The 21,948-nt window shown below is 57.1% G+C and carries 15 protein-coding genes; 10 read left to right on the top strand and 5 right to left on the bottom strand.

All coding sequences use genetic code 11. The features are described from left to right. Positions 1-157: 157 nt before the first annotated feature. Together AC2IAX_RS05500 and AC2IAX_RS05505 are read right to left on the bottom strand one after the other, a co-directional pair. Positions 158-994 (bottom strand): ABC transporter permease, encoded by an 837-nt coding sequence (locus AC2IAX_RS05500; protein ID WP_494389683.1) that lies wholly within the window; start codon positions 992-994, stop codon positions 158-160. Positions 995-1,276: 282 nt separating this feature from the next. Next, positions 1,277-2,386, bottom strand: coding sequence for an ABC transporter ATP-binding protein (locus AC2IAX_RS05505; RefSeq protein ID WP_494389684.1), 1,110 nt, complete (start codon positions 2,384-2,386; stop codon positions 1,277-1,279). Here AC2IAX_RS05505 and AC2IAX_RS05510 point away from each other — a divergent pair. Beyond that, complete coding sequence (locus tag AC2IAX_RS05510; RefSeq protein WP_255508960.1) at positions 2,385-2,516, top strand: hypothetical protein; 132 nt, start codon at positions 2,385-2,387, stop codon at positions 2,514-2,516. The genes AC2IAX_RS05505 and AC2IAX_RS05510 overlap by 2 nt on opposite strands. A gap of 398 nt (positions 2,517-2,914) precedes the next feature. Here the strand turns inward: AC2IAX_RS05510 and AC2IAX_RS05515 are convergent, their stop codons facing one another. Both AC2IAX_RS05515 and psbA read right to left on the bottom strand, forming a co-directional pair. Beyond that, the gene (locus AC2IAX_RS05515; RefSeq protein WP_494389685.1) at positions 2,915-3,766 is read right to left on the bottom strand and encodes an acyl-CoA desaturase; all 852 of its coding nucleotides are present in this window, start codon (positions 3,764-3,766) and stop codon (positions 2,915-2,917) included. Positions 3,767-4,002: 236 nt separating this feature from the next. Beyond that, entirely contained in the window at positions 4,003-5,130 is a 1,128-nt protein-coding gene (gene psbA / locus AC2IAX_RS05520) for a photosystem II q(b) protein (RefSeq protein ID WP_494389686.1), read from the bottom strand. A gap of 897 nt (positions 5,131-6,027) precedes the next feature. Between psbA and cbiT the strand changes: the two genes are divergently transcribed. The 5 genes from cbiT to recF all read left to right on the top strand — a co-directional run bounded on the left by cbiT (position 6,028) and on the right by recF (position 12,168). Further along, entirely contained in the window at positions 6,028-6,633 is a 606-nt protein-coding gene (cbiT, locus tag AC2IAX_RS05525) for a precorrin-6Y C5,15-methyltransferase subunit CbiT (RefSeq protein WP_494389687.1), read from the top strand. A 131-nt stretch (positions 6,634-6,764) separates the two neighbouring features. Continuing rightward, positions 6,765-8,603 (top strand): glycoside hydrolase family 10-like protein, encoded by a 1,839-nt coding sequence (locus AC2IAX_RS05530; protein WP_494389688.1) that lies wholly within the window; start codon positions 6,765-6,767, stop codon positions 8,601-8,603. A 1,072-nt stretch (positions 8,604-9,675) separates the two neighbouring features. Further along, a complete protein-coding gene (locus AC2IAX_RS05535) occupies positions 9,676-10,290 on the top strand; it encodes a GNAT family N-acetyltransferase (protein WP_494389689.1) in 615 nt (204 codons plus the stop codon). Between the two features lie 9 nt (positions 10,291-10,299). Then, positions 10,300-10,824 (top strand): hypothetical protein, encoded by a 525-nt coding sequence (locus AC2IAX_RS05540; RefSeq protein WP_494389690.1) that lies wholly within the window; start codon positions 10,300-10,302, stop codon positions 10,822-10,824. 189 nt (positions 10,825-11,013) lie between these two features. Continuing rightward, positions 11,014-12,168, top strand: coding sequence for a DNA replication/repair protein RecF (gene recF / locus AC2IAX_RS05545; RefSeq protein ID WP_494390291.1), 1,155 nt, complete (start codon positions 11,014-11,016; stop codon positions 12,166-12,168). A 41-nt stretch (positions 12,169-12,209) separates the two neighbouring features. On the opposite strand, the gene AC2IAX_RS05550 is transcribed toward recF, so the two are convergent. Then, positions 12,210-12,671: a single-stranded DNA-binding protein gene (locus AC2IAX_RS05550; RefSeq protein WP_494389691.1), complete on the bottom strand. Its 462-nt coding sequence runs from the start codon at positions 12,669-12,671 to the stop codon at positions 12,210-12,212. A 779-nt stretch (positions 12,672-13,450) separates the two neighbouring features. On the opposite strand from AC2IAX_RS05550, the gene AC2IAX_RS05555 reads away from it, so the two are divergent. The 4 genes from AC2IAX_RS05555 (at position 13,451) to cobT (ending at position 21,928) form a co-directional block, all read left to right on the top strand. Then, the gene (locus tag AC2IAX_RS05555; RefSeq protein ID WP_494389692.1) at positions 13,451-18,562 is read left to right on the top strand and encodes a hypothetical protein; all 5,112 of its coding nucleotides are present in this window, start codon (positions 13,451-13,453) and stop codon (positions 18,560-18,562) included. Beyond that, positions 18,559-19,911: a hypothetical protein gene (locus tag AC2IAX_RS05560; RefSeq protein ID WP_494389693.1), complete on the top strand. Its 1,353-nt coding sequence runs from the start codon at positions 18,559-18,561 to the stop codon at positions 19,909-19,911. Before AC2IAX_RS05555 ends, AC2IAX_RS05560 begins: the two co-directional genes overlap by 4 nt. Before the next feature lie 43 nt (positions 19,912-19,954). Further along, positions 19,955-20,653, top strand: a complete 699-nt coding sequence (locus AC2IAX_RS05565; RefSeq protein ID WP_494389694.1) for a DUF2232 domain-containing protein — start codon at positions 19,955-19,957, stop codon at positions 20,651-20,653. Between the two features lie 99 nt (positions 20,654-20,752). Beyond that, positions 20,753-21,928, top strand: coding sequence for a nicotinate mononucleotide-dependent phosphoribosyltransferase CobT (gene cobT / locus AC2IAX_RS05570; protein WP_494390292.1), 1,176 nt, complete (start codon positions 20,753-20,755; stop codon positions 21,926-21,928). Positions 21,929-21,948 lie beyond the last annotated feature (20 nt).

Here is a 21,948-nt window from a genome sequence, read left to right on the forward strand (position 1 = left end):
CTGAACCCACTTAATTTCATTGCTGCAATTTCGTTTACTCAATTGCAGTGACTGAATTGCATTTTCCTAATCACACTCCGGTGCTTGAATTCAGGCAATTGAATCTAGGCGATGAAACTCAGGCGATCGCTCCAGAATTCAGCCTGTGAGGATATGCCTAAGAGCGCTGAAAACGGAAGGTTTCCACCGATTGAGCCGTCAGAAAAATGCCGAGTAGGATATAGCTCAAAAACAAAATTACACTGCCCGTTTCGGGCACGCCACGCACCGCCGCTTCGTAATGCTTCAACAAAGATAAATGCCCGATCGCCTGACCCAAATCCCCCCCGATCGCGTTAGCCAACAGATCAATAATCCAGAGGGACAGATTAAGGGCAAAGGTCATCATCGCCGCCAAAACCGTGCTGGCCGTTAGGGATGACAGGAACATTCCCAGAGACAAAACACCACCCCCCATCAGCAACAACCCCAAGTGTCCCGATACCGCCACCCAAGGGGAAATGGGCGGATTGGAGGCCGCCAAAACAATCAGCTCCAGCAACAGAATTGGAGCCAGAATGCTGGCAAAAAAGGTGAGCACCCCCAAGAGCTTGCCCAGGGCTACGGCCCAGTTCGTGATTGGGGATGTGGCTAAGAGTTCGATCGTGCCGCGTTTGCGCTCTTCCGTGTAGAGACTCATGGACAAAATCGGCAAAATGAAGAGGGATAGTGACCCCAAACTCCCCAAGTAAATTTTCAGAAACTCGTAGGGAACATCGATCGGCGGCACAGGAATGCCCATTTGCTGGCCCTGCATATCACGCATGGCCGATTGGGCAATGATGCCCGCCGGCCCCAGCAGCACCGCCACAAAGAAAATGCCTGCAATTAACCAAAAAATACTAGCCACACCATAGGCCAAGGGAGAAACAAAATAGCTCTGTAATTCTCGTTGATAGATGGCCACAATATTGGCCAAAATCACTCGTAATCGATGTCCTAAGTTAACAGCCATGCCTCAGTTTCAACCATCCTTGAGGAAAATATAAAAGTAAGCCGTGGAAGATCAGCAAACAGAATTGAGCAGCAAGGGTTGAGAATCGGAAGTTGAGCAATCAGACAAGTTAGTCGTGGGAATTAAAGCAGGAAAAGGTTAGGCAAAAGTCAGAAAAAACGCTTTTGGATCATGCGATTTGTTGACTAGCCGGTTACCTATTTTGAAGCCGTAGTTCATGTTCAGAAAAGCTGGCAAATCAAAGCTGGCAAATCAAAGCTGGCAAGTCCAAACTAGCGACCATTATTCAGCAGTCTCCGGGGGCGATTCCGGGGAGGTTTCAACCTCGATCGGTGCGGGATCCGAAACTGCCACATCCTGCGAGGCGATCGCCCCAGTTGTCTCCGTTGGGGTCGTCGGTTCCTCGGTGGTCAAATCCAAGAACACATCTTCCAAGGTGGCTTGGCTGCGGCGCAATTCACATAGCCCCAAATCAGCGGCAATGACGGCGCGGGCAATTTCCTGGGCCGGTTCCGTATCTCGCGCGATCGCCACCTTCAACCGCAAGCGATCGGGTCGATCGCCTGGAGATCCTTGGGGCGTGACCGATCGCACTCCCGCCAACGTTTGTAGCCGCTCCACCAACTGCAACGCCCGATCGAGCAATTGCGGCGGTTCTCCTTCCGTCAGGGTCACCAACGCCGATTCAGCACCATCGATTTCCAAATCGTAGGCCGCGCCGCCCACACGACCCGCCATCAGGTTATCGGGGGTGTCGGTGGCCACCACCCGCCCACCGTTCACGATCGCCACCCGGCTGCAAGTCATGCTCACTTCCGGCAGGATGTGGGTGGACAAAATCACCGTATGGTCACCCGCCAAACTTTTGATCAGGTTGCGGACTTCCGCAATTTGGCGCGGATCTAACCCCACCGTTGGCTCATCCAACACAATCGCCGGGGGATCATGCACGATCGCCTGGGCAATCCCTACCCGCTGGCGATAGCCCTTCGACAATTTATTAATGATGGTTTTGCGGCGATCGCTCAACCCACAGCGCTCGATCGACCAGCGCACCCGCTCCGCCCGATCGCCCGCCGAAACGCCCTTAATCCGCGCCACAAAGTTCAAAAATCCTTCCACCGTCATGTCCGGGTAGAGGGGCGGCGTTTCTGGCAAATAGCCAATCCGTTCGCGCACCGCCATCGAATCGTCATGTACATCAAACCCCGCCACCCGCGCCGTGCCACTGGTGGCCGGTAAATAGCCGGTCAAAATCCGCATTGTGGTGGTTTTGCCTGCACCGTTGGGGCCCAGAAACCCCAAAATCTCTCCCGGCTCCACAGAAAACGTCACCTCGCGAATGGCTACGGTGCTGCCGTAGACCTTCCGCAACTGTTCCACTTCAATCATGGCGAGCGATCTCGGTCAAAAATCCCAGTCGATCGGCCCCAAAGCCGAGACCACGCCCCATTATGCCGCACGGCTTCCCGAACGACATGACCCGATCGTCAACCGTTTCGATCGTTTCAATAATGGTTAATGGTCAGACCCATCCAATCGATCGACCAATTCATAGGTTTTAAGATTTGGTTTTAAGGTTTAGTTTTAAGATTTAGTTTTAATAAAGCTCTTCAATTTAAGATAAATTCACCAACAAAGACAAGGGGCTTAAGCCCTTCGCTCCGATAGTTTTTAGTTCAATTTTTCGGTTATTGAATCACAGATTCCATCAAAATAAATTCACAAACGAAGACAAGGGGCTTAAGCCCCTTGCCCCAATAGCTTCCAGCTCGATTTTTCGGTTATTGAATCACAGATCCTATCAAAATAAATTCACAAACGAAGACAAGGGGCTTAAGCCCCTTGCTCCGATGGTTTTCAGTTCGATTTTTTGGTTATTGAATCACGGATTCTATTTCAAGCTTCCGGATCAAAGGCTTATGATTCCAGCAACTCCGGTGGCTGATGAATATTGCGAGCCAAACCCAAAATAGACAATACCCAAATTGCCCACCAGGTCATATCAATTTCCCACCAACGCCAACCACATTTCGCCACATGGGGGTAGGCATGGTGATTGTTATGCCAACCTTCGCCATAGGTCAAAATGGCCGCCCACCAGAGATTGCGAGTGGTGTCTTCAGTCGCAAAGGGACGATAGCCCCCGTACAAATGGGTTACGGAATTGATGAACCAGGTAGAATGCCAAAGCAAAACGGCTCGCAAGAAAATGCCGTAAATCACGAAAGACCAACCACCCCAGAAATACAGCCCGATCGAGATCGGGAGTTGCAGCCACAGGAAGTTTTGATTTAACCACCGATAAACGGGGTCGCGGGCCAAATCTGGCGCGTAGCGTTGGTATTGATCGTATTCAAAAAACTCCGGCCGCGGATACAACATCCAGAGCATATGGCTCCACCAAAAACCGCGCCGAGAGGAATAGGGATCCTTGTCTTCATCTTCAGTGAAAGCGTGGTGCAGTCGGTGACCCGCAACCCAAAAAATCGGCCCCCCTTGCAGAGCCATGGAGCCAATGAGGGCAATCAGATACTCTAGGGGCTTGGGAACCTGGAAACTGCGATGGCTGAGGAGGCGGTGAAAGCCCAGACAGATGCCAATGCTGCCAAATAGCCAGTGCAACAGGAGACAAACTCCCAAAGCTGACCAAGAGAAAAACCAGGGGGCAGAGAGGGCAACAAGATGAAAGACAGCAAAGAAACCTACGGCCAACAGATTTAATTTAACCGGCGGACGATCGGCTGATAGCTGTTTCCAAATAACGGTCATGAACACAACTCCTCAAGAGCCACAAATAAACCGGTGATTTCGGCTGAGGTGGTTTGGTCAAACAAAAAGGGGGAGGTGCGATCGCGCAGTCTCCCCCATTCGTTGAGTGCTGAGAATGACGAATCTGAGAAGTTAATCTGTTGCGCTTCTACTGGGTAATGAATTCATGCCAACCATGACATTAATTCGCCATTTTTATCAGCCTCAAGACCAATTTCAACACCACCAACTTTCAGTTAGCCTGCAATTGCGGGAGCCGTCAGGCTAGCGGGTTGAAAGTCCGCTTGAAAGTCCGATTGCAAGGCCGCAACGGGTTGAAAGTCCGCCGAACTTGCCAAATCCAAAGGAAACTGGTGCGCATTCCGTTCATGCATCACTTCGATGCCCAAGTTGGCTCGGTTCAGCACGTCAGCCCAGGTGTTAATCGGATGCCCTTGGCTATCCAAAATGGAGTTATTGAAGTTAAATCCATTCAGGTTAAAAGACATGGTGGAAACGCCCAAGGCGGCGAACCAAATGCCAATTACGGGCCAAGCGGCTAGGAAGAAGTGCAACGAACGGGAATTGTTGAAGCTGGCGTATTGAAAAATCAGCCGGCCAAAGTAACCGTGGGCAGCCACAATGTTGTAGGTTTCCGTTTCTTGGCCGAACTTGTAGCCATGATTAGGCGATTCGCTCATGTTGGTTTCCCGCACCAAGGAAGAGGTCACCAACGAGCCATGCATGGCGGAAAACAGTGCGCCCCCAAAAACACCGGCCACGCCCAACATGTGGAAGGGGTGCATCAGGATGTTGTGCTCCGGCGAGAACACAATCATGAAGTTAAAAGTGCCGGAAATGCCGAGCATCATGCCATCGGAAAAGCTACCTTGCCCGATCGGGTAGATCAACAAAACAGCGGTGGCAGCAGCCACAGGAGCCGAGAAGGCCACGGGAATCCAAGGGCGCATTCCCAATCGGTAGCTCAGTTCCCATTGGCGACCCAGGTAGCTGTAGATCGCAATCAGGAAGTGGAAAACGATCAGCTCGTAGGGGCCGCCGTTGTAGAGCCATTCATCCAGTGAGGCGGCTTCCCAAATGGGGTAAAAGTGCAACCCGATCGCGGCGGACGGGGGAATAACGGTGGCGGAAATCAGGTTGTTGCCATAGAGCAGGGAACCGGCAACGGGTTCGCGGATGCCGTCAATGTCTACGGGCGGCGCGGCAATGAATGCCAGGATAAAGACGATCGCAGCCGTCAGCATGGTGGGGATCATCAACACACCAAACCAGCCCACATACAGGCGGTTTTCGGTGCTGGTGATCCAGTTACAGAACCGATCCCAGCGACTAGGCGCGGGGGTTGATCGCAAAGAAATGGTCATGGGGTAATACCTCTGTCAAACCTTGGTCAAGGTTGGTATTCTGGGGACTCAGAAAGTTCACCAGACTTGGGGTTGTGGCCACTGGAGGCCGGGTAAGCAGGAATTAAATGGGGGCACAGGGGCGATCGAACAAGTCGAAAGCGATTCCCTATGCCCCTATGGGACTAGCACTCCAGTGACGGGCAATGTCTTAGATTCAGAGAGCTAATGCGTTGAGCAACCCGCAAGCGATCGCCCAGTCAGCCTTCAGCCCCTGACCTGAGGACATTGCCCATTGAGATGGGACGCTCAATCTCCCAGGAATTGAGTGACCCCAGCCCGAACCTGTATTCGTTTTATAACTATAAAGCGATTGAAGAATCAAGCGTCATCCAATCAACTAATGAAACAAATCTTGATTAATCAGAATTATTAATTTATAAATCAGCCCATTCCGGGGCGATCGGCCAGTCGATCGAAACCCTGATTCCACCCTGAGTGAATCGGGGCAGGGGCTGAGTGATTGCTGTCAAGTCGCCCACAATCCTGATTCCACCGTTGGCGGATCGGGGGGGCAAGGGCGTTGGTGGATCGGGGTGGCAAGGGCGTTGGCGAATCGGGGGGGCAAGGGCGTTGGCGGATCGGGGGGGCAAGGGCGTTGGCGAATCGGGGGGGCAAGGGCGTTGGCGGATCGGGGGGGCAAGGGCGTTGGCGGATCGGGGGGGCAAGGGCGTTGGCGGATCGGGGGGGCAAGGGCGTTGGTGGATCGGGGGGACAAGGGGCTTAAGCCCCTTGTCTAGGGCGGTTAGGGCATGAAAAATTAACCGTTTCCGCTTGATTCCAGACAATGACGACCAGTTCTCGAAACTCCAGTTCTCGAAACCCCAGTTCTCGAAACCTTGATATCGTTGAGTTCTTATGACCACACCTCTTTGGCCCTACGTCACACCTGGTATTCCCGACGACTTGTTTGAGCGGTTGCCGGGCATTCCGATGACCAAGCGCGAAACCCGGCTGGCGATTTTGTCGATGCTGCGGTTGTCGGCCAATTCCGTGCTGTGGGATATCGGCGCAGGAACGGGGACGATTTCGGTGGAAGCGGCTTTGATGATTCCGCAAGGGCAAGTGGTGGCGATCGAGCGAGATTCCGACGTGGTGCAACTGATTCGCACCAACTGCGATCGCTTTGGGGTCAAGAATGTGCGGGTGGTGGAAGGCAGTGCGCCGGACTGTTTTGGTCTGCTGAAGCAACCGCCCGATCGGGTCTGCATCGGTGGTGGGCGGCCCCTGAAGGAATTGCTGGAAACGGTGTGGGAACGGCTGCCCTTGGGGGGGCGGGTGGTGGCCCTGTCTACCAGCCTGGAGGGCCTCTACGCCCTTTCGGAAGCCCTGGCGGAGGTGCAAGCGCTGAACATTGAGGTGGTGCAAGCGGCGGGCAATCGCTTGGAGCGGCGGGCCAACAGCCAGGTTTTGGCGGCGATCGATCCGTTGTTCATTCTCTGCGGCGAGAAGGGTGAAGGTTAGGGAAATAGGCGGATAGGCGGAGATTTTTAGGCAATCTATGCCGGCCCCGTCCGCAATGGTTCGTATTGCGCTATATCCTTGGGCATTTCCGCCCCTGCGGTGAACATGCGATCGAACGGGCAGCAAACACCATGACCAACCCTCCAGCGCCCCCATCCGGCGTTTTGGCCAACTCCCAAGCATTAGCCAAGCCATTTACTCAGCGCTCAACCCAGTTATTCACGAAGACCTTCACCAAACTATTCTTGGGCAGATTACGCCCGGACAGATTACGCCCGGGCAAATTACTTTCGGGCGGGTTATTGTCGGGCCGATTACGCCCCAGCCAATTACTCTCGGGCGCATTACTCTCGGGCGCGATCGTGGCGGGGCCCCTGGCGCTGGGGGCGATCGCAGCCCCCACCGATGGCGGCGATCATTGGTCGCGCAGTTGCTTGGCGGCCTTGGCTGAGCGGCGATGGTTACCCCTGAACAGCACCGGACAATTTCAGCCCGATGAACCAGCCACCCCGGGAGATTTGGCCCACCTGTTGAATCAGGCCGTGCCGGAAGGCCCCCCGATCGCTCGCACCGGCAAAGACAACGAACCCCTACGCCGCGATCGGGCCATTGCCATCATCATGACCCGCTTGGGCTGGACGGATAACGCGGCCGACCCTCGGGCTAGAACCCTGCTGCGTCAAACCTTTGAAGATGGTGAACGGGTGGAATTGCCGGTGCGATCGGCCGTAGCCGCCGCCGTCCGGGCTGGCAAGGTGGTGAGCTATCCCAACCCCCGCCGCTTGGAACCGGAGCGATCGGTCACCCGAGGGGAAGCCGCCGCTTTCCTCTGCCAGTCCCTGAATGATCGGTTGGAAACCCCCGCCACCGATGCCTTCACGCCCTTCGTGGCCCGGCCGCCGGAAACACGCGGCGCTTGGTTAACCAACATCGACAGCGATATTCTGTTCGATCGCGATCGCCTGCGCCAGGCCCTCGAAAACCTGAAGGCCGCCAACTTCAACACCGTTTACATCACCGTTTGGAACGGTGGCTACACCCTCTACCCCAGCGAAGTGGCTGAACGGGCCAGCGGTCAACGCATTGACCCCCACCCCGGCCTGCAAGGGCGAGACATCCTCGCCGAGGCGATCGCCGAAGGTCGTCGTTTGGGTTTGGCCGTTGTGCCCTGGCTGGAATTTGGGTTAATGGCTCCGGCCAACTCCGAGTTAGCTCGACGAAATCCGGGCTGGATTGCCCAGCGCCGTGACGGCTCCAACCGGTTTCAATACGGACGCGATACCCGAGTTTGGCTGAATCCTGGCCACCCGGATGTGCAGAAATTTATGACCGATTTGGTGGATGAGCTGGCTGCTCGCTACCCGGTGGATGGGATTCAATTTGACGATCATTTCGCCTATCCGGTGGAGTTGGGCTATGACCCCACCACCTTGGCCCAATACGCCCTGGAGCGAGATGGCCAAACCCCGCCGGATTTAGCCACCGATCCAGACTGGATGCGCTGGCGATCGGGGCGACTAACGCAACTGATGGGGCAAATTCAACAAACCCTCAAGGCCAAGCGATCGACCGCGATCATGTCCCTTTCGCCCAATCCCCAACCCTTTGCCTACAGCACTTCCTTGCAATCTTGGTCAGACTGGGTGGGGCGTGGCTGGATTGATGAACTGATTGTGCAAATTTACCGGGAAGATCCGGCCCTCTTTGAGGCAGAACTGCTCGATCGGGATTTACAAATTGCCAGTTACAAAATTCCCGTCAGCGTCGGCATTCTCACGGGGCTGAAGGTCAAGCCCATGCCGATCGATCGCGTGGCCACCCAAGTGCAACTGGTGCGCCAAAAGCAACTGGCCGGCGTGTCCTTCTTTTTCTATGAAAGCCTCTGGAATTTGACCTCTGAGAACCGAGAGCGCCGCCAACAAACCATCCGCCGACTCTTTTTCAATCCCGCCTTCCGTTCCAATCGCTAGTCATCGCCCACGAGCGGCCGATCGATGGGCTGCATCAGCCCCTTCAGCAACCAGCCCCATTGCGTCCTATGGGGATTGGTTGCTGCCAAAATCCGTCTCTACCCCTCCGAAAACCTGACTTCTCCCTTTAGTAAAAGTGATGGATGAGCAACCTGATTTTGTCGATCTTATTTAAAGATTGCTTGAAGATTGGAGAGATAGATTGAGTTTTTATGGATTTCGCCAAATAATGGATGAATCGTAATTTAACGACAACCCTAGAATCAACTCAAGATGGGTTGTATGGGTGCTGTGAGGATAGTGCGCGGCACAATTCAAGAAAGTCTGTCAGGAAGCTGTAGCCATACCCATTTGTCAACATTTGGGGTCTAAATTAAGCTGAAGTTTGGATGGTGTTTTCTCTAAATTCAATTCAGTTCCTGTTGCTTTATGATCGCAACAGAGCCTGAATTAATCAAATTCAGGTTAAGTTTCATACCTAGCGGATTGTTGAGACCTGCTTTCTGAGCACCTAATTGAATGCTGGACTGAGGCGATCGCTCCTCTTTTTTGCAGATCTCGGCTTTCCAGGATCTCCATGTGTCAATCAATACCCGATCGCCTAGGATCAGACCCTGATTTGGTTTTGGGCAGAGCGGGATATGATCAAACACAAACTTTGCTCTTCCCCCAAGAAGATGATTCAAAAAACCGCTCAGAAACCACCGGACTGCTGGTTCTAAGCGGAGATAAATGAGTTCTAGGAGATTGCCAATGTGGCATTGGGGCAATGAGATTTCATGGTATCGACATTGACAGGGATTTGATTGGTAGGTAGGCGAAATTCAGTTAACCTTCCCGCAATTTTCCCTATCGATTGTTATCAACCATGGTGTTGAGTGTTGATCGATCGCTAGGTGGCCAGACACCCCATCCCCCAAAGACCCCAAAAAGAGTCCCCATCGGGGGCCCCAAACGCACCCCAGAAAATGCCCGAGACTGAGGAGGCTAATCAACAGTCGGCACAGGTGTGAAGATGGTTAGCATCAAGGCAGTTCGCTGCTGTTGATGGGTGGTTGGTGTTCCTAAGATTGTGGCCCCGTTGCTCATGCTGATTCCCCAAAACTTGGTTCGATCGCGTTATCCATGCGCTGATCTGCCCTTGCAAATCCGACCGGCGGAGTTTCGAGACTTAGCCGAGTTAGCCGATTTGTTGGCGGACAGCTTTCACCGACGACAAGGCTGGTGGCGTTGGCTGTTTCCCCTGTTGCGGGCTGGCATCTACGAAGATTTGCGAACGCGACTGCAATCCCAACGCGATCGCTGTCTGTGTTTGGTGGCTCTCACGGCTCCCACGGCGGCGACGGGTCGGGTTCATCATCCTGAGCTGATCGGCACGATCGAGATTGCAGCACGCTCCAATCTGCCTTGGCGATTGAACCAACATCACTATCCCTACATTTCCAATCTGGCGGTACACACCGATTATCGTCGGCGGGGAGTTGCCACCCAGCTCCTGTCCGCTTGCGAAGAAGTGGCACGTCACTGGGATAGTTCCGCCCTGTATCTTCATGTCCTGGCCGATAATTGTGCGGCGAGGCGGTTATACGATCGAGCTGGCTTTTTGCCCAGCGGGCGATCGGGCGGTGGTTCTCGACCCAGTTGGCAACGTCCCACACGTCTGTTGTTGCAAAAGCCATTGGGGTAAGCTACGACCGTGATTCGCCTCTCTCTCTCTCCCGATCGTTTTTCAGTCGCCGCCCACCGAGACTCGTCCCACGCCGCCTCTGTGTTTCAGCTTGACCCACCCCCCCTCGATCCGATCAACCCCGAATCGCCCCTCGGCCGTGTTCTGAGTGGTCAGGTTTGGATTGTCAACAACCGCCGTCGCAATGGCCTGTTGTTGATCAAGGAATTTTATGCTGAATTTGCGGGGCCCGGGGCGGCGGTGGGCGGTCTGGTGGATCAAGACTGTCAGGCGGTGATTCCATTGGGAGATTTTGAGCTGTTGCTGCCCAAGTCTCTGAAGGAGCAGGAAACAGGCTATCGAATTCGGTTGCAATGGCTGAAGTTGGTGGAACGATTCACGGCACGGGGTGATGCTAAGCAGCGGGCCCGCAAGCTGCTGGATCAGTTTGAAGAATTTTTCGATCGCCCTGATATTGACAAGTTACCCGATCAAGTCTTAGCGGCGGCCGTCGGTGTATTGCCCCATGTAATTCGTGCGGCCCGCCACAAGTGATCCTAGGAGATATCTAGATATCTAATAAGTGCTCATTGGAGTGAGTGCTCATTGGAGTATTCGTTAGCAGCGTAGGCTTCAGTCCCCCGAGCGAACGGGTTTGCACCGGCACAACGAACTTGCGGCGCGTGGGAGAGGACGTTTGGTGTTTTGATGGTTGGGTTCTTTTCGATCGCCCCGGTCGCCGTCGTGTATCTCCAGCGTCTACATCTGCGCCAGTTTCGGAATTATGCCGAGCAGTGGGTTGAATTTGTTGCACCCAAGACGATTTTGGTGGGGGACAATGCCCAGGGCAAATCCAACCTCTTGGAGGCGGTGGAGTTGTTGGCGACCCTGCGATCGCACCGCACCAGCCGAGATGGAGACTTGGTGCGATCGGCCCAAGACTGCGCCCAAATTACCGGTTGGATCGATCGGGCAGCGGGGCCCCTGGAACTGAGCTTGAGTCTGCGACGGGTGGGCAGACGCACCCTGGTACGGAGTGGCGAAACCCTGCGGCGACAATTGGACGGGCTGGGATCCCTGAATGCGGTGGAATTTTCCAGTCTGGATCTGGATTTGGTGCGGGGCGGGCCGGAACAGCGCCGCCGTTGGTTAGATGGCTTGGTGATGCAACTGGAGCCAATCTATGCGCACCTGCTGCGCCAATACGAGCGGGTGTTGCGCCAACGGAATGCCCTGCTGCGGGATTGGGCCAAGCAACGCCGCCAGGGGCAAGCCCTGAGCGATCGGGCGGCGGAGTTGGCCGTTTGGGATGCGCAATTGGCGGCTACGGGAACCCGACTAATTCGACGGCGAGCCAGGGCGATCGCCCGGTTAGCCCCTTTGGCCAGTCGTTGGCATGGGGCCATTAGCGGCCGTGTGGAAACCCTGACGATTACCTACGCGCCAAATGTGGTGATCGTGCCGGATGTGTGGCAGTTGCCGGCCCTGGAAGAAGCGCGGGCCATTAAAGCCACCTTGCTGGCCCAAATGCGCGATCGGGCAGAAATTGAGCAATACCAAGGCACATCCCTGGTGGGCCCCCACCGAGACGAAGTGACCCTGGCGGTGGATGATGCCCCGGCCAAACAGTACGGCTCCCAAGGGCAACAACGCACTCTCGTTTTGGCGCTGAAGCTGGCGGAACTTTGCGCGATCGAGGCCGTGGTGGGGGAACCGCCGTTGTTGCTGTTAGATGACGTGTTGGCGGAACTGGACTTAGCCCGCCAAAACCAATTATTGGGGGCGATCGCCGATCGGTTTCAAACCATTGTCACCACCACGCACCTGGGAGCCTTTGATGCTCGCTGGCTGGATTCGGCCCAGGTGCTGACGGTGCGATCGGGCGAGATCGTGGCTTGATAGCTGAGTGATCAGGAGTTAAACCCTGGAATTTTGAACCTTTAAAAGGGAATTTCATCATAATCCAGGTCATCACTCGGAGCCGGAGCCGGGGTCGGAGCCGGGGCCGAACGGGGCGGCACGGTGGCGGCCGGCGGCGGAGCCGATCGATAGCTGGCATTGGTGGGCGGGGCCACGGGGGCGGCCATGGCTGAGCTGGCCAGCGATCCCAGGCTGTGAACACGGCCCACCCGCAACTCGGCCCGTTTTTCCTTAAACCCTTCGGGACGATCGATCGTGGTCATGGTGAGTCGGCCTTCCAAAATCACCCGATCGCCCTGATGGCAAGACTGCTGAATTTCATTGGCCAAATTGCCAAACCCCACCGCCTTAATCGTCGCGGACGGATCTTCAGGGCGCTGCCCCGGAAATTGCACCAACATCTCCGCGATCGCCAAGTTATCCGGCGTGTAGCGCAGTTCGGGATCCTTCACCACCTCTGCCATCAACACACAGCTATTCATGACGCGATCGTCTCCAAAATTACGAACATTAATCAATACCTAACCTTACGCCTAACCTTTAGACCTAGCACTTTCTCTCTCCCTCATGCCAAGCCTTGGTCTCTAGTTTCGAGGCCCTCGCCGCCAAAAGCAAATGATTGGGTTGATCAGGACGAATTACAGCCCAACGAAATCGCCACCCCATCGGAATTGCATGAGAGACCCAGTTAGAGGTTAAGATTGACCGCCGATCGGCCACCGGCCAGTTGTTAAAGATAGTTAAAAAATCGCAAAACCACCAGCAAAGTAGGCGTGAATTGAGCGCAAGGACAACCGCGCCTGGCGGTGACCATGACCTCCTTTGGGGCCATCGTGGTTCTCTGAGTGGTTCTCTGACCCTTTTTGGGGTTAATCAACGGTACTATCCCCCCTTCAAGCGACCCAGCGCGATCGCTCATCAATGGGCAGGGCGATCGCACCCGCGCCCAGGGATATTTAACAAGACCCAAAAGGGACAAAGGCAGCGGCTGACCGGCGCGTTGGTTGATGTCTGGGGTTGTAGCTGTTAGAACGTAAGGGTTAATCAACGGTGATTGAGCGGATGAAGCCGACTTCGCCGCAATAAAGCAGGAAGCCTCCTGATTGCCGCGTTCGCTGGCGAGTCGCAGCCATGATTTAGAGAAGCCGTAACGGAAAGAAGCAGGAACCCGACTCGCGAGGCTCGGGAATCGCCGCCCATCAGGGGTGGAGAAGATGTCAACAGCGCTGTAACCAAAACGTTTGGGTAAGGGTTTGTCGTCGTGACGCTCGATCAAGACTTGGAAATTAAAAGCCTTTTGGCCGACCTAGACGCGGCTCTTGCTGCGGCTGGTAACGATACAACGCAGGTTCAAGCGCCCCGAGCCTTAATCGAGCAGGTGCGAAGTCGTTTAACCCAATTGGCGACTCCGACCACGGATGCCGGTGAGGTAGCGATCGATGAGGCCCTGTGGGTTCAGCAGTCTTGGGATGCGCTCGCGCCGGACTTGCAAACGGAACCACCGGCCACCACCACCGTGCAAGCCTTGGCCCAAGGGCTGCTGCGATCGATGCAGCAGGAGATTGACCAACTGCGCCAAGGGGCGATCGCCCCAATCCAGTCGGATTTGGAGTCTCTGCGTCAACAGCGCCAAATCCTGAGCGAAGAAATTGCCCAACTGGAAAACCAGCGCCAGTATTACCAATCCTTGGCCCAGCAGCAGGCGAACCAAGAACAGATCATTGGTGACTTTTTGCAGCAAGTGCGCGATCGCCTGCAAACCAGCATCACTGACCAAGTTTCGCAGCTTGTGGCCCGCAAGGAAGCGGCCCCTAGTGACCAAGACCTCACGGAACTGGATAGCTCCGCCAGCAACATTCTGGAGCATTTGCAAACAACCCTGAACGCCATCACCAGCACCCTGCAATCCAATTCGCAGCGCTACGAAGAGGCCCTGAATGCGGCCCTGGAGCGGATGCATGTGCTGGGCGAAGAGAGCGAGGCAGTGCTCGACCATTGGCTCAGTCGATTGGCTTCGGCCCTGGGCCGCGATTTGCCGGCCGACGAGGCCGCGATCGAGGGCCGTTCCGAGGCGACGAACGCGGCCGACGAGCGCTCATCGGCGATCGCCACCAGTTTGGCCCTGTCGGCCCTGGGGGGTGGGGCGATCGCGGCCACGGCTGCGGCCACCGCAGACCCCGCCGACGCTACGGAAGCAGCGCCCCTCGATTTGGATCTGAACTATGACTTACCCGCCGATGCCGCGTCGGACTGGGCGGGGAGTTCGGGTTTCGGTGAACCTGAGGCCGCTGAACAGGGGGGCGAGCTGGCCACGGCTGAGGTTGGCCAAGCGCCGGATGCGCTGGATTTGGATCTAGACCTGGCGATCGACTCCACGGCCCATGACCCCACGGCAGATCTGAGCACGATCGCCCCAGTTGAGGGCCACCCTGACTCAGCGGCCACTTTGGGCACCGAACCGGATCCCATGCTCGCTCCCGATGGCGACATTGATTTCAATGCCCTGGATCTGCCGCCCTTAACAACGGAGTCGATCGCAACGGGAGATTCAGTAGCCGGACTGGACGAGGCGATCGACTCGCCCACCACGGAACCAGCGATCGCCACCGAAGCGCCCGCCCCAGCCGCCAGCGACGACCTGGAAACCAGCGATCCCACCTGGATCGGCTCCGAGGAAGATATTTTTTCGGATGTGGATGCTATCTTCCGATTTGATGACCCCGTGGAGCCGGAAACCACCGCCCCGAGCGATTCAGCCTCAGATGATGCCGACCCAAGCGATTGGGATCCCCTGGCCGCCGTGACGGGGACAACCGTGGCCGGCGTTGGCTTGCTGGGTGTGGCCGCTTCAGTCGAAGCCGCCCTCCCGCCCGCAGACCTGCCGATCGCCCTGGATGCGATCGCCCCGCCCCCCTCTCTCGATTACGGCGCAGAGCCGGATCTCAGCGACAGCCCCTCCTTGCCCGAGGGCCAATCCCCGGCGGACATCATCGACGCGGTGGATATTGCCAGCGAGGTCACCAACCTGGATCTGCCTTGGCAAGCGGAATCCACCGCTACGGCAGATTTGAGCAGCTTTAGCGGCGGTGGAGGTTCGTTCGCAACGGCCGACGGCTTGGATCTGGATGGGCCAAGCCCGGCACTGGGGTTAGACCTCCCTTCAGAGGTGAATTTTGAGGCGATCGGGGAGCCAACTGCTGCACCGGAGGCGATCGAAGCGGCTGCCGCCCGTGAATTTAGCCCCCTCGCAGGGCTTGAGGATTGGTCGGTGGAGCCGGATTTGGAAGCAGCCGCCCCCGCCGATAGCGTTTTGCCGGAGCCTTGGCTGGACTCGGAACTCACGGGTGATGCAGACCTGGCCGAGGATGTGAGCCAGTGGGATCAAATTGCGGTGGAAGCCCCGGATGCGGGTAGCTCGCCCCTTGAGCCGACCGATGCTTGGGATTTGGGGAATGACGTTCCATCCCTGGAACCCGATGCCGAGGATTCAGAGTTTGCTCAAGCATTCCCCTCCGAGCCTGACCCCAGCGCTGGGCTGGATTTCGGTCTTGGGCTGGATCCGGAGCCGGAGTTACCGCCGCTGGCCGCCGAATTGGCTTCCGAGTCGGAAGATTTGGGCGGTGATTTGCGGGCGGAGCTGGCCGCTTGGCAGCAACCCAGTGATGCTGGGGTCAGTGATGATCTGGAGTCGATCGCCCCGTCCGTCGAGGATTCCTTCTGGCAGGTGGAGGAAGAGGAACAGCCGATCGAAAGCTCGATCGCTCCCAGTACTTTGGAATTGCCCCCGCCGGAAGCCGTTGCCACCTTTGATCCGCTCAATCAGTTTGACCAATCTTTTGATCAACTGCCTGAACCGTCGCTAGATCAGTCAGAAAATGATCTTTTCGCGCAAGATCTTGACCCAGGCATCGACCCAGCGATCGAACTAGAGCCGGAGTTGATGTCTGCCTTCGACGGCACACCCGACACCCGCTTCGTGGCAGAAGAAACGCCCGGGTTTGAAGGATCCTGGTCCGATGAGCCTTCAGATCTGCTGGCCGCGGAATCGGCGGCCCCAGCAGAACTCCTGGGAGGCGCGGCGGATGATGACCTCGGCCTTGACCTCACGCTAGATGTGGCCAGTGACAGCGACCTCGGGGCGATCGACCTATCCGGCAATATTGAAGCGCTCCCCCTGGGCTTGGAGTCTGACCCGGACAAGGGCGACTTGGCAGACTTTGGAGTCGCTGACCTGGGGGCCATCGAACTGGAGGGCGATGGAGCGAGTGAGCTGGGTGGTGATCTGAATGATTTGGACTTGGCCGCTGATCTGGCTGACGACTCAGGATCGGATCTGGCAGCAGCCTTGGGCACAGACTTGGGCGCGGATCTCGATCTGTCCACTCCGGCCGACGAACCCAACACCCCAGATTTCGAGAACCTGGCATTCTTGGCCGCCCCCATCGGTAGCTTGTTGACCTCCGACCAGGGGCAACCGATCGAAGAGACCGAAGCGGAAGTAACGTTTGATTTCTGGGATGGCGAGGCGAATCAGCCAGCCTTGGAACCCGAGTTGGCATCCGAAGGGGCGATCGAGCCGGGCCTCGAAGGGTCGGATGTAGGCGATTTGGTATTGCCGGACGACGGTTCCGGGGCTGATTTTGGCGCAGACTTTGGCGATGATCTGCTGCCGGGTTTGGATTTGCCGGTGGATGAGGCGATCGAGGAACCCAATGATTTCATAACCGACGCGGCCATCGGTTCCGCGATCGATTTGACCTCGGAAGCAACCGATTTTGCGATCGCCAGCTCCGGGGATGCAGCCCTTGAGTCTCTGGAAACCCCAGATCTGGACTGGTCTTCCGATCCGCTGGACTCATCGGAACCCTCGTTGCCGAACGAATTTGCAGAGGCATTCCCGGCCGAATCGGCTGCTGTGGGCGACTTGGGTTTGGATCTGTCCTTGCCAGCGGATGAACAAACCCAAAGTGATCCCTTTGATGCCGGTTTAGAGGCGATCGCGGGGTTGCGCGATGACCTGAGTTTTGGTGACATCAGCAACGCTTTTGGCAATGCCCTGGATTTCGAGGCCACAGCAGAGTCACCGGAACTGGAAACCGACGCAGCCCTCAATCTTCCTGAGCAGGTGGATTGGGAAGCGGCCTTGGCGGAACCGGCCGTTGAGCAGAATTTGACCGCCGAGGACTTGGCCACGGAGACGGCAACCACTGACGCATGGACCGATCTAGGCAACGCCGACAATCCAAGCATCAGCGTTCCCATGGAGTTAGGTCAATTCATGACTGACGCATGGACTGACTTAGACAACGCCAGCGATTCCAATGTCGCTGATCCAGAGGAGTCCAGTGATCTTGCTGCCTATTTCGTGGAGTTCAGCGATCAACCGTCAACGGCCGCTGAAGCTGAAGAGCAACCAGCATCCCTGGAGTCTCTAGACTTTGGCGATGACCTGGATGCCCCGATCGAGGATTTGGGCGACGATCCCGGGACGGCGTTCGGCATCGAGGGGCTGAGCGATGAGGTGGGTGATGATTTGGGTTTAGAGCCAGATTTCAGCGCTGACTTCAACCCGGGTCTAGGGGCCGATTTGGGATCCACGGAGTTCAACCCCTTGGCGGACTTGGAGACCAATCTGGAAACCGATGTGGATCCTGATTTCTTGGCGGCGGTTGGTGAAGCCAATGGCGATCCACTGCTGGAGTTTGCCAATGACTCAGGTTTGGAACTGCCGGAACTTGTCGCTGAGGATGAATCGGACTTCGCTACCGATCTGGATCTCGGCTCGGATCTCAACCTGGCCGCAGAGGCCAGCGCAGACGATTTTGATTGGGCCGCGGATTCCACGCCCCCGATCGCCCCGGAAGGAGATGCTGCACCGCTGGAGATGGATAACCTGCTGTTGGAGATGGGGGAGGCCACGGATGATGGGGCGATCGCCCCTTCCCTTCTAGATCTCAATGCTGAGGCTGAGGATCTCGGCTTTGGCGACGGGGCCACAACCAACGCAGAGCCGCTGGCCGGTTTGGATCCGCTGGATTTGGATCTACCTTCCTTTGATGAGGCCATGGGTGAGCCGCTGTCGCTGGATGATGTGACGGCGAATCCCCTGGAAATCAGCAGCCTGGATCAAGCCCTTGACATGGGAATGGCGGCCTTTGAGCTGCCCAATGCGTCAACGGATGGCTCTTTGGATCCGATCGCCCTAGATTTGACCAGTGGGACTGATTTTGACCCGACGGCCTTCGATGCGGCCCTAACGGAATTTGGTGAGTCAGCGGTTTCCCCCTTGGGCGAACTGGATCCAGAGCTGGATGCGCTGCTGGCGGAATCCCTGCTGGCGGATACAGACCTGGACGAAACCAAGAAGGAATGAGCCGATCGACTGATGGGCGCTGGTGTTTGGGCCTCAGCTTAGGAGACGGCCTCTGGGCAGCGGCCCTGCGCGATCGCCAGTCCGATCGGGTTGGGCTGCTCGGTCGAGTCCAAGCCAGTGGCGCAACCTTCGCTCAACCCTGGAGTTTGTTGGATTGGGAGTCACCGGGATCCGGCGGCTCTCGGTTGCTGTTAGATGCAGGATTGCCCTACCGCAGTCCCCAAACGGGCCAAGCGCATCCCCTGGTCTCCTGGGCCGGTGAATTGCGGCCCTTGCCACAATTGCTAGAGACGCTAGCCGAGTCCCTAGCAAGATTGCAGGATCCGGCGATCGCCTGGGTTACCGCCACCGGAAAACCTGTACCAAGCCAGGTGCTGCGATCGGTTGAGGATGTGGTGGTGGGCTATCCTGTGCCCTCCGGGGAGGCCTTTCGGTTCAACAGTCGAGAACTGGTGCTGAAGGCCGGTTTAGTCACCCATGGTCAACGGGTGATGACGGCGGCCGAAGGATTGGGGGCGGCCTTGGGATGGGATGGGCTACAAGGTTGGGGCTGCTGTTGGGTGATTGATCTGGCGCTGCAAGATCACCTGCCACTTCACCCATCGCCCACCCAAGCTCCCGTAACCCCATCCCACCTAACCCAAATCACCTTGCTCGATCGGGACTTTGGCCGACAACTGGGCCAAACCCACGGCTTAACTGGCCCATGGCACAGTTGGCCCCAATGGATTGAGACCCTGAATTCAGCCCTCAATCATTTGGTGGCCCAGTCGGGCATTGCGCCCCAAAAGGTGGAACGGGTTTTGTTGCGTGGCGCGATCGCCCAGGAACCCCGATCAGGCGAACCGACCCGGATGATTCAGGATTACCTTCGTCAAAAATGCCCCAGCGCCACACTCCATTGGGAACCCCCCTCCCAACCCCTGGGACGACTGGCCATGGGGTTGAGTCGGCTGGTGGACTGTCCGCCCTGGGACGATGCCAAACCCTATGATGACTACTTTCTGTTTGCGGCCCTGTTGCGCCATTTGACCCCGGAACCCCAACCGATCGACCGACTCTTGGAAGCCTTGGCCCAGGATGGCATCCATGGCCGCACCTGCCGTCGATCGATTCAACAACTGTTGGCGGGGGAAATTCCGCCCGGTCTGTTGCCCCACCCGAGTTTGGCTCCCAATTCCCTAGCAGATCCGGACTATCAAGCACTGGCCGCCCAATCGCCATTTCAATGCTTGGCTAGTGGGTGGTATGCTCTCGATGCCGTGGCTGGAACCCGTTGGCGACGCTATTTAGGCCTGGTGTGGGGGCGATCGAGCACGGTAGCTTTGGAACCGATCGGGGCGATCTAGGGCCGCTTGATCACACACCCATCTTCATCAATCGATTCAGCCCATGACTGTTTCCCCTCCCCGATCGCCCGCCGATTTACCCCCCGAGCCGGAGAACCGCCCGCTTCAGCCTCCCCGCCAAGACACGATCGCCCCGCTAGCCCTGGTGGAAACGGCCTTCTTAGCCAGCGCCGCCAGCCTCATCTGGTTAGTCAATTTTTATTTCCCCCTTGGGCCGGCGCTGCGGGTCTTTTTTTCCCTCCCGATCGCCTTGGTATACCTCCGATGGGGATCCCGATCGGCTTGGATGGCGGCCATTGTGTCCGGACTCTTGCTATCGGTGCTGATGGGCCCGCCTCGCAGCATCCAATACGTGATGCCCTATGGACTTCTGGGGGTCTTGCTAGGCTGTTTATGGCGGCGTGGTGTGGGTTGGGGCCGTTCCATTGCCCTGGGAACGCTCCTGAGCGCCACGGGGCTATTTTTCCGAATTGCGTTGGTTTCCACCCTGCTCGGGGATGATCTGTGGACTTATGTCACCGTACAGGTCACCGGCTTGCTGGAGTGGGGAGCCACCCGGTTGGGTCTGCTTTGGCGGCCGGAACTGGGAGCAGTTCAAGGGGCAACGGTTTTGATGATCCTGGTCAACGCAGCCGTGTATGTGTTCGCGGTGCATTTGGTCTCCTGGGCCGTCTTTGAGCGGTTGGGCCTGCGGTTGCCACCGCCGCCGCGCTGGGTTCAAACCTTACTCGAGATAGACTAGGTAACGCTTGATCAGGCGATCTGCGCTATGGCAATGATGCAGCCACAGGATATTCAGCCATTGTCGATCGATCCATTGCCAGCGGATAACTGCGACTCGATGCTGCCCCCGTCGTTGCAAATTCTGGCGGGGGGCGATCGAGCACGCGCTTGGGTGCAATCACGACGCGGCCAACAACCGCTGTTTAGCTGTGTGTTGGGGTTCACGGAAACGGGGTTGATTCCGGGCATCTCTGCGGCCGGGGCCACTCCGGCCGATCGCCGCTACACGGCCCTGGCCGATGCGGAATTTTTGGTGAATGGGCCCAGAGGCAATCCAGCTTATCCACTGCCGCCCTTAGCGGGTGGGGCTTCGCCGGTTTTGATTTCTCGGGCCATTTTGGAATCACTTCACTGGCGATTGCGCGTGATCAATGCGGGGCTACAGGATTCACCCTCCATTCCCCACATCCGCATGGGCGGACTGCCGGCCCGCTGTTTAAGTACGGGCTATGCGCTCGATCGGGCCGTGGTGGAGCAGCTCTTTGCGGCGGGCTATCGTTTGGGACAACAGCTCGCCACCGAGGGCACCCCCCTGCCGCCGGACTATTTGCTGATTTCTGAATGCGTTGTGGGCGGCACCAGCACGGCCCTGGCAGTCCTGTTGGGACTGGGGATTGATGCCACCAACCGGGTCAACAGCAGCCATATTTTCTGTAATCATGCCCAGAAATTGGACTTGGCTCTTACGGGCTTGCGGCGATCGGGTCTGGGCGAGTGGCATCCCGATCACCACTGCGTGCAAGGATCCCTCGACCAAGATCCGCTGGCCGTGGTGGCGGCGGTGGGCGACCCCATGCAGCCGGTGGCGGCGGGCATGGCCCTCGCGGCCAGCCAAACCAGCGGTGTGCTGTTGGCGGGGGGAACCCAAATGTTGGCGGTCTATGCCCTGGCCCGGGCGATCGCCCAACGCCGACAGTTGCCCTGGAAACCGGAGGCGATCGCCGTTGGTACAACCCGTTGGGTGGCCTATGATGCCAGCGGCGACACCATTGGCCTGGCCAAGGCGATCGCCCCACCGGAGGAGGAACCCATCCTGCTCACAACTTTGCTGAATTTTGCCCAATCCACCTGGACGCAGTTACGAGCCTATGAAGCTGGATTTGTGAAGGAAGGAGTTGGGGCCGGCGGGGCGGCGATCGCGGCCAGTTGTGCCGCCGGTTGGGATAGTGAGCGCTGTCTTCAGGCAACTGAAGGGTTGCTCAGTCGCTGGTCCACGGTGCTGCATAATCCCTAAAATTTCCAATGACTGTCGCC

This window comes from Limnothrix sp. HT2024 (genome assembly GCF_059138625.1).